This is a genomic window from Mycolicibacterium elephantis DSM 44368 (assembly GCF_004014805.1).
GTDB lineage: Bacteria > Actinomycetota > Actinomycetes > Mycobacteriales > Mycobacteriaceae > Mycobacterium > Mycobacterium elephantis.
Genome location: NZ_ATDN01000018.1, coordinates 78,190 through 89,982 on the forward strand (window position 1 = coordinate 78,190; position 11,793 = coordinate 89,982).

Annotated in this window: 13 protein-coding genes; 7 read left to right on the forward strand and 6 right to left on the reverse strand. The window is 68.9% G+C overall.

All coding sequences use genetic code 11. The features are described from left to right. Window positions 1-23 precede the first annotated feature (23 nt). Both MELE44368_RS14100 and cofC read right to left on the reverse strand, forming a co-directional pair. A complete protein-coding gene (locus MELE44368_RS14100) occupies window positions 24-2,243 on the reverse strand; it encodes an RNA degradosome polyphosphate kinase (RefSeq protein WP_128109057.1) in 2,220 nt (739 codons plus the stop codon). A 57-nt stretch (window positions 2,244-2,300) separates the two neighbouring features. Then, a complete protein-coding gene (gene cofC, locus MELE44368_RS14105) occupies window positions 2,301-2,945 on the reverse strand; it encodes a 2-phospho-L-lactate guanylyltransferase (protein ID WP_128109058.1) in 645 nt (214 codons plus the stop codon). A gap of 44 nt (window positions 2,946-2,989) precedes the next feature. Here cofC and MELE44368_RS14110 point away from each other — a divergent pair, with 44 nt between their 5' ends. The 3 genes from MELE44368_RS14110 to MELE44368_RS14120 all read left to right on the forward strand — a co-directional run bounded on the left by MELE44368_RS14110 (window position 2,990) and on the right by MELE44368_RS14120 (window position 6,282). Then, on the forward strand, window positions 2,990-3,988 hold the full coding sequence (locus tag MELE44368_RS14110; RefSeq protein WP_082933052.1) for an NAD(P)H-dependent glycerol-3-phosphate dehydrogenase: 999 nt from the start codon (window positions 2,990-2,992) through the stop codon (window positions 3,986-3,988). 4 nt (window positions 3,989-3,992) lie between these two features. Beyond that, the gene (locus tag MELE44368_RS14115; RefSeq protein WP_046751328.1) at window positions 3,993-5,096 is read left to right on the forward strand and encodes a cystathionine gamma-lyase; all 1,104 of its coding nucleotides are present in this window, start codon (window positions 3,993-3,995) and stop codon (window positions 5,094-5,096) included. Window positions 5,097-5,157: 61 nt separating this feature from the next. Beyond that, window positions 5,158-6,282: a D-alanine--D-alanine ligase family protein gene (locus MELE44368_RS14120; protein ID WP_128109059.1), complete on the forward strand. Its 1,125-nt coding sequence runs from the start codon at window positions 5,158-5,160 to the stop codon at window positions 6,280-6,282. Between the two features lie 15 nt (window positions 6,283-6,297). Here MELE44368_RS14120 and MELE44368_RS14125 read toward each other — a convergent pair whose 3' ends face one another. Beyond that, window positions 6,298-6,837, reverse strand: a complete 540-nt coding sequence (locus tag MELE44368_RS14125; RefSeq protein WP_128109060.1) for a DUF3515 domain-containing protein — start codon at window positions 6,835-6,837, stop codon at window positions 6,298-6,300. A gap of 72 nt (window positions 6,838-6,909) precedes the next feature. Here MELE44368_RS14125 and MELE44368_RS14130 point away from each other — a divergent pair, with 72 nt between their 5' ends. Genes MELE44368_RS14130 through MELE44368_RS14140 form a run of 3 tightly spaced genes read left to right on the forward strand, consistent with a single transcriptional unit; the run spans window position 6,910 to window position 8,855 of the window. Next, a complete protein-coding gene (locus tag MELE44368_RS14130; protein WP_128109061.1) occupies window positions 6,910-7,869 on the forward strand; it encodes a thiamine-phosphate kinase in 960 nt (319 codons plus the stop codon). Between the two features lie 15 nt (window positions 7,870-7,884). Next, the gene (locus tag MELE44368_RS14135) at window positions 7,885-8,175 is read left to right on the forward strand and encodes a DUF1330 domain-containing protein (protein ID WP_046751324.1); all 291 of its coding nucleotides are present in this window, start codon (window positions 7,885-7,887) and stop codon (window positions 8,173-8,175) included. Continuing rightward, complete coding sequence (locus MELE44368_RS14140; RefSeq protein ID WP_128109062.1) at window positions 8,172-8,855, forward strand: uracil-DNA glycosylase; 684 nt, start codon at window positions 8,172-8,174, stop codon at window positions 8,853-8,855. The genes MELE44368_RS14135 and MELE44368_RS14140 overlap by 4 nt, the downstream gene beginning before the upstream one ends. Window positions 8,856-8,956: 101 nt before the next feature. Here the strand turns inward: MELE44368_RS14140 and MELE44368_RS14145 are convergent, their stop codons facing one another. The 3 genes from MELE44368_RS14145 to rpmB all read right to left on the reverse strand — a co-directional run bounded on the left by MELE44368_RS14145 (window position 8,957) and on the right by rpmB (window position 9,847). Then, window positions 8,957-9,277, reverse strand: coding sequence for a hypothetical protein (locus tag MELE44368_RS14145; protein WP_128109063.1), 321 nt, complete (start codon window positions 9,275-9,277; stop codon window positions 8,957-8,959). 46 nt (window positions 9,278-9,323) lie between these two features. After that, complete coding sequence (locus tag MELE44368_RS14150; protein ID WP_128109064.1) at window positions 9,324-9,545, reverse strand: hypothetical protein; 222 nt, start codon at window positions 9,543-9,545, stop codon at window positions 9,324-9,326. A 110-nt stretch (window positions 9,546-9,655) separates the two neighbouring features. Beyond that, window positions 9,656-9,847 (reverse strand): 50S ribosomal protein L28, encoded by a 192-nt coding sequence (rpmB, locus tag MELE44368_RS14155; RefSeq protein ID WP_128109065.1) that lies wholly within the window; start codon window positions 9,845-9,847, stop codon window positions 9,656-9,658. A 303-nt stretch (window positions 9,848-10,150) separates the two neighbouring features. Between rpmB and MELE44368_RS14160 the strand changes: the two genes are divergently transcribed. Further along, the gene (locus MELE44368_RS14160) at window positions 10,151-11,791 is read left to right on the forward strand and encodes a fatty acid kinase ATP-binding subunit FakA (RefSeq protein WP_128109066.1); all 1,641 of its coding nucleotides are present in this window, start codon (window positions 10,151-10,153) and stop codon (window positions 11,789-11,791) included. Window positions 11,792-11,793 lie beyond the last annotated feature (2 nt).

Here is an 11,793-nt window from a genome sequence, read left to right on the forward strand (position 1 = left end):
GCGCCAAACGCCGCATCATCGCCTCACGGGTGCCGGCGACGCTCCATCAACGACACCTGATGGTCGCGCACGGTCTCGCCGTCCTGCGGCGAGGCCGTCCATTTACCGTCCATCCCCAACTCCCAGCAGCGGGTGGCGGGGTCCATGGCGGACTCGAATATCTCGTCCAGCTGCGCCTTCAGACGCGGATCCGTCACCTGTGCCATCACTTCCACCCGCCGGTCGAGATTACGATGCATCATGTCGGCGCTGCCGATCCAGAACTCGTCGATGGCGTTGAAGTGAATAATCCGCGAGTGCTCGAGGAAGCGGCCGAGGATCGAGCGCACCACGATGTTCTCGGAGTATCCCGGCGCTTGCGGCCGTAGCGCGCAGATACCACGCACCACGACCTCCACGCGCACACCGGACTGCGACGCTCGATAGAGCGCATCGATGACCTGCTCGTCGACCAATGCGTTGGCCTTCAGCCGGATCCGGCCTTCGGCCCCGTCCAGGGTGGCGGCGATTTCGCGTTCGATGCGTTCGATGATGCCCTTGCGCACTCCGTACGGGGCGACCAGCAGGTTGCGGTACGACTCCTTGCGGGAGTAGCCGGTCAGCGAGTTGAACAGGTCGGTCAGGTCCGCGCCGATGTCGGGTGCGGCGGTCAGAAGGCCGATGTCCTCGTACAACCGCGCCGTCTTGCTGTTGTAGTTGCCGGTGCCGATGTGGCAGTAGCGCCGGATCGTCGAACCCTCCCGGCGCACCACGAGTGCGGTCTTGCAATGGGTTTTGAGCCCGACGAGCCCGTACACCACGTGCACCCCCGCCTGTTCCAGCGTGCGGGCCCACTTGATGTTGGCCTGTTCGTCGAAGCGCGCCTTGATCTCGACCAGCGCCACCACCTGCTTACCGGCCTCGGCGGCATCGATGAGCGAGTTGACGATCGGCGAGTCGCCCGAGGTGCGGTACAACGTCTGCTTGATCGCCAAGACGTTGGGGTCCGCGGCGGCCTGCTCGATAAACCGTTGCACCGTCGTGGAGAACGAATCGTAGGGGTGATGCACGAGCACATCGCCGTCGCGCAGCGCCGCGAAGATGCTCTTGGGCGTCTCACGTTCGCCGAACGCCGGCGGAGTCGCGGGCACGAACGGGCGGTCCTTGAGGGCGGGGCGGTCCAGGTTGTAGATCTGCCACAGCGCGGAGAGATCCAGCAGGCCCGGCACTTCGATGACGTCGCCGGTGTCCACCTCGAGTTCACGCAGCAGCAGCTCGAGCATGCCCTCGGTCATGTCGTCGGAAACTTCCAGGCGCACCGGGGAACCGAAGCGCCGCCGCGCCAGTTCCCGTTCGAGCGCCTGCAGCAGGTCCTCGTCGCGGTCCTCCTCGACCTCGAAGTCGGCGTTGCGGGTGATGCGGAACGCGTGGTGCTCAACGACCTCCATGCCGGGGAAGAGCACCGGAAGAAACGCCGCGATCAGCTCCTCCATCGGAAGGAACCGGGTGACCGAAGAATTGCCTTCGCGAGCGCTGAGCTCGACGAACCGGTCCACGTTGTCGGGCACCTTGATTCGGGCGAAATGCTGGCCGCCGTTCTCAGGGTGCTTGACGGTGATCGCCAAATTCAGGCTCAGCCCGCTCACGAACGGGAACGGGTGGGCCGGATCGACCGCCAACGGGGTCAGCACGGGGAACACCTGTTCGTGAAAGTAGGTGGACAGGCGCGTGCGTTCGTCCTCGTCGAGTTCGGACCACGTCACGATGATGATGCCTTCGTCGGCCAGCGCGGGCCGCACCGAGTCGAGGAAGACGCGCGCATGGTGGGCCGCGATCTGTTGGGTGCGTTCGCTGATCCGGCGCAGTTGCTCCCTCGGGGACAGGCCGTCGGCCGAACGCACAGACAGCCCCATCTCGTGGCGGCGTTTGAGGCCCGCGACACGCACCATGTAGAACTCGTCGAGGTTCGAGGCGAAGATCGCGAGAAACTTGGCCCGCTCCAGCAAGGGCAGCGAGGTGTCGGCGGCGAGCGCCAGCACGCGCGCGTTGAAATCCAGCCAACTCAGTTCACGGTTGAGATAGCGATCCTCGGGGAGCGCATCCTCCACCGTCGGCGCCGTCGCCGCCGGCGGTGCTTTGGGCGCCGAATCCGCCGTGGACAGCCTGTCACGTCGCGCCGATGACCCATCCGTCGGCGCCGCCCGAGTGGCGCTGGACGTCGCCGGCGCGTTCTCGGTGCGTAGCTGGGTTTCGGCTTCCGTCATTCCTCGATGATCCCTTATCGACCGGTGATCATGCCACCGTCAACGGGCGCTGCGGCGTCAGCGCGGTGAACCGATGGCGGCCGCGGTCGCCGCGCCGACCCCGAGACGACGCGCGGCCAGCAGATCGTCGGGGGTGTCGATGTCGCAACGCAGGCCGGGCCACGCCCCGGTCAGCTCGATCGCACCGGAGTTGCGATGGTGCTGAGCCGAATCAGGTCCGAACCGAGGTAGCAACGCCACCCCGAACGCGAGCAGCGCCGCGGTGCCGGTGCCATGCCGGTCGCCGACGAAACTGCGCCGGTACCTACGCCCGGCGTTGATCGCATCCGCCAACTCTCGCGGCTGCAACGAAGGCAGATCACCTTGCAGCACAACGATATTGGGTGTCTCGTCGCGCACCGCGGCCTCTGCCACCGATATCGCGTTGTTCAACGGGTCGCGGTGCCCTTCAGGGGTCGGATCGGTCAGCACGCGCGCGCCGAGTTGGCGGGCGGCGTCCGCGGCGCCCTCATCGGGGGTGACGACGGTGACCGTGCGCACCGCGGGCACGGCCGATGCGGCGGTGATCGTGTCGATCAACATCGCCAGCACCACGTTCTCCCGGGTGCTCGCGGAGAACACCGGGGCCAGCCGGGTCTTGGCGGCGCCGAGTCGCTTGACAGCGATCACCAGTCCGATGTCGCCCTCGAGTGACCCGCTCATGAGCGTCATCCTGCCAGCCGATCCCGCCGCGCTAGGGTGAAGGCGTGGTCAAGGCAGCGGTGATGGGTGCCGGTGCATGGGGGACGGCGCTGGCCAAGGTGCTGGCCGACGCCGGCACCGACGTGAGGTTGTGGACCCGTCGTCCAGAGCTGGCCGACGAGATCAACAACACCCACCGCAACACCGCATATCTCGGTGACGTCGCGTTGCCTCCGTCGATTCGCGCGACCAGCGACCCCGCCGATGCCCTTTTCGGGGCATGCACCGTGCTGCTGGCGGTTCCGGCGCAGACCCTGCGCACCAACCTCGAGCAGTGGAAGAACGCGATCGGCGACGACGTGACGCTGGTGAGCCTGGCCAAGGGCATCGAATTGGACACGTTGATGCGCATGAGCCAGGTGATCGTGCAAGTCACCGGAGCCGACCCGGCCCGCGTCGCGGTGGTCACCGGTCCGAACCTGGCCAGCGAGATCGCCGAGGAGCAACCGGCCGCCACCGTGGTGGCCTGCAGCGACTCCGGGCGCGCGGTCACGTTGCAGCGCGCCATGTCCACCGGCTACTTCCGGCCCTACACCAACGCCGACGTCATCGGCGCCGAGGTCGGCGGTGCCTGCAAGAACGTCATCGCGCTGGCAGCGGGAATGGCCGCCGGGGTGGGGCTGGGGGAGAACACCGCGGCGGCCATCATCACCCGCGGCCTCGCCGAAATCATGCGCCTCGGAATAGCGTTGGGCGCCAAGCCGGCCACGCTGGCGGGGCTGGCCGGGATCGGAGACCTGGTCGCCACGTGTATCTCACCGCACTCGCGCAACCGTTCCTTCGGCTACCATCTCGGCCGCGGCGGCACGATGGAATCCGCGATGCAGGCCGCCGGCGGTCAGGTCGCCGAAGGTGTCGCCTCGTGTCGGGCGGTGCTTTCGCTGGCCCAGAGCTACGACGTGGAGATGCCGCTCACCGACGCCGTCGTGCGGGTTTGCCACAAGGGATTGTCCGTCGACGAGGCGGTCGCCCTGCTGCTCGGGCGTAGCACGAAGCCGGAGTGAGCGGATGGACGCCCAATACGGGGACTCCACCCGCAGCGTCAAAGCCGTTGGTACAGAGCCTGTTCCAGGGAATCCCGTGATGCCGTCTCCGGTTCCGGCCGCTGCCTACCACCTCTCACCCGACGAAACCGAGGCGCTGGATTTCTACGGCCGCAACTCCAACCCGACATGGCGTCGCCTCGAGGCGGCGTTGGCCGAACTCGAAGGCGCCGCAACGGCGTTGACGTTCGGGTCCGGGATGGCCGCGATCACCTCGGTGTTGCGTGTGCTGGCCAAACGGGGCACGAAGCTGATCGTCCCGGCTGACGGCTACTATCAAGTGCGTCGGTACGCCGCCGAATACCTTGCACCGCAAGGAGTCACGGTGGTAGAGGCGGCGAGCGCCGCAATGTGCGACGCGTCGAAGGACGCCGACGTCGTGCTCGCGGAGACGCCGACGAATCCGGGGCTCGACGTCGTCGACCTGCATCAGCTGGCGATGCACTGCCGAAGCCGCGGCGCCACGCTCGTGGTCGACAACACCACCGCGACTCCGCTGGGCCAGCAACCGCTGTCGCTGGGCGCTGACCTGGTGGTGGCCAGCGCCACGAAAGGGCTGTCCGGACACAGCGATCTGGTCGCGGGCTACGTCGCGGGCAGCCACCCCGAGTTGATGGAGGCCGTGGCGCGGGAGCGCTTGTTGGCCGGGCCGATCCTCGGGGCGTTCGAGGCGTGGTTGGTGCTGCGCGGTCTGGGCAGCGCGGGCCTGCGGTTCGAACGCCAGTCCCAGAACGCCCAGGCGCTGGCGGTGATGCTGCGCAGCCACCCCGCTGTGCGATCGGTGCGCTACCCCGGGCTGCCCGACGACCCGTCGCACCGGATCGCCTCCCAGCAGATGAAACGGTTCGGGGGGCTCGTCGGCGTCGAACTCGACAGCGCCGAGGCGGTGCACGCGCTGGTGCAGCGCAGCGCGCTGTTGATCTCGTCGACCAGCTTCGGTGGAATCCACACGTCGGTCGACCGCCGTGCCCGCTGGGGCGACTCGGTCAGTGAAGGCTTCGCGCGCATCTCGCTGGGCATCGAGGACATCGACGATCTCATCGCCGACGTCGAGCAGGCGCTGGGGTGAAACCGCACGTCGTCGCGGTCGGGATCCGCGTTTCGGGTCAGGACGGTAGCCTCTCTAGGTTGTGACTGCCCACAGTGACTCCGGCTCGGGGCGCATCCGGGTCGCCGTCGTCTACGGCGGACGCAGCTCCGAGCACGCAATTTCATGTGTCTCCGCGGGCAGCATCCTGCGCAATCTCGATCCCGCCCGCTTCGACGTGGTGGCCGTCGGCATCACCCCCGAGGGGGCATGGGTGCTCACCGACGCCCAGCCCGATACCTTGGCGATCGTCGACGGCCGGCTGCCGGAGGTGACCAAGGCGTCGGGCACCGAGCTGGCGCTGGCGACCGATCCAGGCCGTCGCGGCCAGCTGGTGTCGTTCGGGCAGGGCGCCGGGGAGCTGCTGGCCGCGGTGGATGTGGTGTTCCCGGTGCTGCACGGGCCATACGGCGAGGACGGCACCATCCAAGGCCTGCTCGAGCTGGCCGGCGTGCCCTACGTCGGGGCCGGGGTGTTGGCCAGCGCGGCGGGCATGGACAAGGAGTTCACCAAGAAACTGCTGGCCTCGGCGGGACTGCCGATCGGCGACCACGCGGTGCTGCGCCCGCGCGACGAGACGCTGGAGCTCGAGGTGCGTGAACGGCTCGGGTTACCCGTCTTCGTCAAACCGGCGCGGGGCGGCTCCTCGATCGGCGTCAGCCGGGTGACGGCGTGGGATCAGCTGCCTGAAGCGATTTCACAGGCACGCCGCCACGACCCCAAGGTGATCGTCGAGGCCGCGATACCGGGGCGCGAATTGGAATGCGGGGTCCTGGAATTCCCGGACGGCCGGGTGGAAGCCAGCGCGGTCGGCGAGATCCGCGTGGTCGCCGCACAGAGCGGCGAGGACGGCTTCTATGACTTCGCGACGAAGTATCTCGAAGACGCCGCCGAGCTCGACGTGCCCGCCAAGATCGACGACGAGACCGCGGATACGGTGCGCGCCTTGGCGATTCGCGCCTTCCATGCCGTCGGCTGCCAGGGCCTGGCGCGCGTCGACTTCTTCTTGACCGAGGACGGCCCGGTGATCAACGAGATCAACACCATGCCGGGCTTCACCACGATCTCCATGTATCCGCGGATGTGGGCCGCCAGCGGCGTGGACTATCCGACGTTGCTGACCACCATGGTCGAAACGGCCCTCGCGCGCGGCGCCGGGCTGCGCTGACACGTTTCCCTCGCTTCAGGCGACCGGCGCCGGGTCAATGGGTTTGGCAGGCAGGGTTTTCGCGATCACCTCCGAGATCTCCTGGATCGGTGTTGGCCCTGAATCCGGCGGCAGGGTGAGCGCGATGTAGACCGGCCGATCGACGGCATACCAGGTGCTGCGGCCCTGCTCGGAGACCTGAAACCAGCTCACGGCGTCCACCACCTGCAGCGGGGTGCCCACCACGAAGTCGGCGGGCCGGAGCAGCCCGCAGCGCAGGATGATCGCCTCGCGCTCGGGATCCGTCCGCCATGCGGCCGCCCCGGGAGGCGCGGGATCAGCGACACGGGCACGGTCGAAGTCGCCGAGCTTGTCGGGCAGCGCGGAGATGAGCGCGTCGCAGTCCTCGCTCTGGGCGTGCGGAGCGGGAACCGCCACGATCCCGACGACCTGTTGCTCCGCGGGGGTTTGGCGCACCGCCGCGATCACCAAGATCGCGATCGCCGCGCCCACCGCCACCACAACCGCCGCGATCAGCAGTGCGCGCGGCGGACCGTCTCGGTCCTCTGCATCCACAGCCCAACTCTATGACCACATAGACTCCACGCCGCAGGGTCCGATCCGCCCCAGATCCGTCAGGGAGGTGACATGGCGACCGATGATCCCGCCGAGAGCCTGACGGGGCTCGGCGAGTTCGCCGTGATCGACCGGCTGGTCGCCGATCGCGATCAACCGCCTGCGGTGGCGCTCGGCCCCGGCGACGACGCGGCGGTGCTGTACGCCCCCGACGGCAAGACCGTGGTGTCCACCGACATGCTCGTCGCCCAACGGCACTTCCGGCTCGACTGGTCGTCGCCGCACGACATCGGGCGAAAGGCGATCGCTCAGAACGCCGCCGACATCGAGGCGATGGGGGCACGGGCCACCGCGTTCGTCGTCGCGTTCGGGGCGCCGGGGGGCACCCCGGCGGCGCAGGCACTGGAACTGGCCGACGGGATGTGGCACGAGGCCAAGCTGATGGACGCCGGGATCGTCGGCGGGGATCTGGTGAGTGCTCCGCAATGGGTGATCTCGGTGACCGCGTTAGGCGACCTCGACGGCCGTCGGCCGGTGACCCGCGGCGGCGCCCAGGCCGGCGACACCGTGGCGGTGGCGGGCACGCTGGGCCGCTCAGCGGCCGGATATGCGTTGTGGCACAACGGTATCGGTGGATTCGATGAATTGCGGCGACGTCATCTGGTGCCCGAGCCCCCGTACGGGCAGGGGCGCGCCGCCGCCGACGGTGGCGCCACCGCGATGACCGACGTGTCCGATGGACTGCTGGCCGATCTGGGGCACATCGCCGAAGCCTCCTCTGTGGTCATCGACGTGTCGACCGACCTGCTGGGCGCCGATCACGACGCGGTGGCCGCCGCGGCCGCGGCCGTCGGGACCGACGCGTGGGAGTGGGTGCTCGGCGGCGGGGAGGATCATCCGCTGGTCGCGGCGTTCGCCGCCTCGCCGCCTGAGGGCTGGCGGGTGATCGGACGGGTGCAGGAGGGGCCGCCGCGGGTGTTGGTCGACGGCGCCCGATGGCGGGGAGATCCCGGCTGGCAGTCGTTCGACTAGTTAGGGTGACGGATCGTGACGGTGTACGCGATCGCTCAACTGAAGTTCACGGATCGAAACGCCTACGACCGGTACCAGGCGCGTTTCATGGAGGTGTTCCGCCAGCACGCCGGGACGCTGCTCGCCGCGGACGAAGCTCCCCAGGTGGTGGAAGGCCAGTCGGATCGAGAGAAGGTGGTTCTGATGTCGTTTCCCGACGAAGCGTCATTTCGTAGCTGGGCGGAATCGCCTGAGTACCAAGAGATCTCCAAAGACCGTCGGGCAGGAGCGGACACTGTGGTGCAGCTGATCAAGGGGATTTCGTGACCGCGCGACCATTGCGTGAACTCGTCGAGGAAGGCTGGGCCGCTGCGCTGGAGCCGGTGGCGCCGCAGGTCGCGCAGATGGGCGAATTTCTGCGCGCGGAATTGGCCGCGGGCAACGGCTACCTGCCGGCCGGCCAGAATGTGTTGCGGGCCTTCACTTTCCCGTTCGAGCGCGTCAAGGTGCTCATCGTCGGCCAGGATCCCTATCCGACCCCCGGCCACGCGGTCGGGTTGAGCTTCTCGGTGGCTGCAGACGTGCGCCCGCTGCCGCGGAGCCTGGAGAACATCTTCACCGAATACGGCAAGGATCTCGGTTATCCGCCGCCGGCAACGGGCGATCTCACGCCGTGGGCCGAGCGCGGGGTGATGCTGCTCAACCGGGTGTTGACCGTGCGCCCCGGCAGCCCTGCGTCGCATCGGGGCAAGGGTTGGGAAGCGGTCACCGAGTGTGCGATCAGGGCGCTGATCGCACGTCGGCAGCCGCTGGTGGCGGTGCTGTGGGGCCGCGACGCGTCCACGCTGAAGCCGATGCTCGAGGGCAGCGACTGTGTGTCGATCGAGTCGCCACACCCGTCGCCGCTGTCGGCGTCGCGCGGGTTCTTCGGGTCGCGGCCGTTCAGCCGGGCCAACGAGTTGCTCGAGAAACTGGGTGCGGACCCGATCGACTGGCACCTGCCCTAGCCCCGCGCGTCCCTTCGCCCCGCGTCGAGATCGACGTTTCGGTGCGTTTTACTCGCACTTTCCCGCCCGTATGTCCCTTTGGGCGTCTACGTGCTGGGCGTTTACGTGCCCGGGATCGGCGGGGGTGACGGAATCGGCGGCGGTGACGGGATGTCGGGCACCGGAATCTCGATGGTGCCGTCGCCCTCGGTGGGACCGGCAGGCGGCGCGGGCGCTGGCTCGGTCGTCACCGTCGGCTCGACCGTCGGCGCAACGGTGGTCTCGACCGTCGTCTCGACCGTCGTGGTCTCCGAGGTCGTCGTCGTGGTAGTGGTCTCGGAATCGCCGGACTCGTCTCCGCCGCAGGCCGTCAACAACGACGCCACCGCGATTCCGGAGGCCAGCACCAACAGTTTCGGGCTTGATGTTCCACGTGAGGTCATGGAGCAACGGCTTACCCGGCACCGCACCGCTCAAACGCCCGCGAGATCAGGGCGCCGGGGTCATCGTCACCTCGGGCACATCGATGTTCGGCGACGGAATCTCGATGGTGTTGTCGCCCTCGGTGGTTGTCGGCGCCTCGGTGGTGGTGGTTGTCGTCGTTTCCTCGGTGTCGGTGGTTTCGGCGCCGCTACATGCGGCCAGCAGCCATCCAGCGGCCAGCGCGCCGGCGAGGGTGACGAGTGCGGGGCGGGCGATTCCAGCGTGCATGTGCGTGACCATTCCTTCTGACCAGGCCCGGTGCCCGGCCTCGCGGTCAGCGGTACCCGACCGCTTCGCCGCTAAACTTCGCCGCTAAACGTCGCCGCGGTCAGTCGCGGTCAGCCGCGGGCGACCTTTCCGGCCTTGATGCACGACGTGCACGCGTTGATGCGCTTCTTGTTACCGCCCGGACCGGCAGCGTGCACGGTCTGGATGTTCGGATCCCACCGACGGCTGGTCCGGCGATGGGAGTGCGACACCGACTTTCCGAAGCCGGGGCCCTTCCCGCAGATATCGCAGACGGCAGCCATATGTAGAACTCCTCGAAGTCAGTACTTGGGGGTCAGAACCTCTTCCGCCGCGCAACGACGGGCCGACCCGACAACCTGATCAGGATACCGGCAGCCGCAGTGATCACCAAAATGCGCGCCGATCCGCCTCGAACGTGGGCTTGTGCAGGTAAACACGCGCGTAACTCGCACACAAGCCCACGTTCGACCCGCCGGAGCGCACGATCCACAAGCGCGAACGTCGAAACCGCGCTGTCAGCCGGAGTGATTAGGCTGACGCCCACGGCGGCGCCCGCGCATGGGGCCATCTGGCGGGAGGTGAGGATGTCAACTCGACGGCTTGACGCCTCCGCGCTGCGCGGGTGGGCGCACGCCGCCGTCGGCGACCTCATCAGCCACACCGACGAGATCAACCGGCTCAACGTGTTCCCGGTCGCCGACGCCGACACCGGCACGAACATGCTGTTCACCATGCGTTCTGCGTGGGCCCAGGCCGATGCCCTTCCCGACACCGACGACGTCGCGCAGGTGGCCGCCGCGCTGGCCCGCGGCGCCCTGTACGGCGCCCGCGGTAACTCCGGGGTCATCCTGTCGCAGATCCTGCGCGGGCTGGCCGACGTCACCGCCGAAGCGGCCGCCGAGCGGAAAGCGGTGCTGGACGACGTCGACGGCGCCGTGCTGGCCTCGGCGCTTCGCCGCGCGGTCACCCTCGTCGTCGCCTCGATCGGCCAACCCGTTCCCGGCACCATCTTCTCCGTGCTCCGAGACGCCGCGAACGCCGCCGAGCAGGCCGTTTCCGACGGTGCGCCGCTCGCCGATGTGCTGGTGACCGTGGTCGACGCCGCGGCCGTCGCCCTGGACAAGACACCTGGGCAGCTCACCGTGTTGGCCGAGGCCGGCGTGGTGGACGCCGGCGGGCGCGGCCTGCTGGTACTGCTGGACGCGATGCGCGCGACGGTGACCGGCCACGCACCCATCCGGCAGCAGTATGTGCCGACGCCGCTGCACACCCCCGATCGCGCCGTCGCCGCCGACGCCCCCGCACCCCCGCAGTTCGAGGTGATGTACCTGCTCACCGGATGTGACGCCGGCGGGGTGGACAAGCTGCGCGACGAGCTGGAGGGCCTGGGTGAGTCGGTGGCCATCGCCGCGGCCGGTGTCGACGGGCAGTACTCGGTGCACGCCCATGTCGACGACGCCGGTGCGGCCGTCGAGGCCGGCCTGGCCGTGGGCAGCCCGAGCCGCATCCAGGTCACGTCGCTCACCCGCACCGGCGGTGCCCACCCGGCCGGCGGGTGGGCCCACAGTAGGGCGGTCCTCTCGGTCGTCGACGGGGTCGGGGCGCAGGAACTGTTCGCAGGCGAGGGCTCGCACGTCTTGCGCGTGCAGCCGGACACCCCGGTCAGCGCCAAACAGCTGCTGCACGCGCTGGTCGACGCGGGGGCGGCCCAGGTCATGGTGCTGCCCAACGGTTACGTCGCCGCCGAGGAACTGGTCGCCGGGTGCACGGCCGCGATCGGGTGGGGGATCGACGTGGTGCCGGTGCCCGCGGCGTCGATGGTGCAGGGGCTGGCCGCGCTGGCCGTCCACGACGCCGAGCGGCAAGCGGTCGACGACGGCTACACGATGGCCCGCGCCGCGGCCGGGGCCCGGCACGGTTCGGTTCGGGTCGCCACCGAGGAGGCGTTGACCTGGGCGGGGATGTGCAAACCGGGGGACGGGTTGGGCATTTCGGGTGACGAGGTGCTGGTCGTCGGCGAGGACATCACCGCCGCGGGCGCCGGGTTGATCGACCTGCTGCTGGCCGCCGGCGGTGAACTGGTCACCGTGCTCACCGGCGTCGGCGTCGACGGCAGCGTCGCCGCGGCACTGCACGAGCACGTGCACCGCAACCACCTCGGGATCGAGCTGGTCATCTACCACACCGACCACCGCGGCGATGCGCTGCTGATCGGGGTGGAGTAGCG

What these genes read in the sequence shown, in the direction of transcription:
- MELE44368_RS14100 (WP_128109057.1), bottom strand. Translation starts at nt 2,243, where the DNA reads ATGACGGAAGCCGAAACCCAGCTACGCACCGAGAACGCGCCGGCGACG.
- cofC (WP_128109058.1), bottom strand. Translation starts at nt 2,945, where the DNA reads ATGAGCGGGTCACTCGAGGGCGACATCGGACTGGTGATCGCTGTCAAG.
- MELE44368_RS14115 (WP_046751328.1), top strand. Translation starts at nt 3,993, where the DNA reads ATGGACGCCCAATACGGGGACTCCACCCGCAGCGTCAAAGCCGTTGGT.
- MELE44368_RS14130 (WP_128109061.1), top strand. Translation starts at nt 6,910, where the DNA reads ATGGCGACCGATGATCCCGCCGAGAGCCTGACGGGGCTCGGCGAGTTC.
- MELE44368_RS14145 (WP_128109063.1), bottom strand. Translation starts at nt 9,277, where the DNA reads ATGACCTCACGTGGAACATCAAGCCCGAAACTGTTGGTGCTGGCCTCC.
- MELE44368_RS14150 (WP_128109064.1), bottom strand. Translation starts at nt 9,545, where the DNA reads ATGCACGCTGGAATCGCCCGCCCCGCACTCGTCACCCTCGCCGGCGCG.
- rpmB (WP_128109065.1), bottom strand. Translation starts at nt 9,847, where the DNA reads ATGGCTGCCGTCTGCGATATCTGCGGGAAGGGCCCCGGCTTCGGAAAG.
- MELE44368_RS14160 (WP_128109066.1), top strand. Translation starts at nt 10,151, where the DNA reads ATGTCAACTCGACGGCTTGACGCCTCCGCGCTGCGCGGGTGGGCGCAC.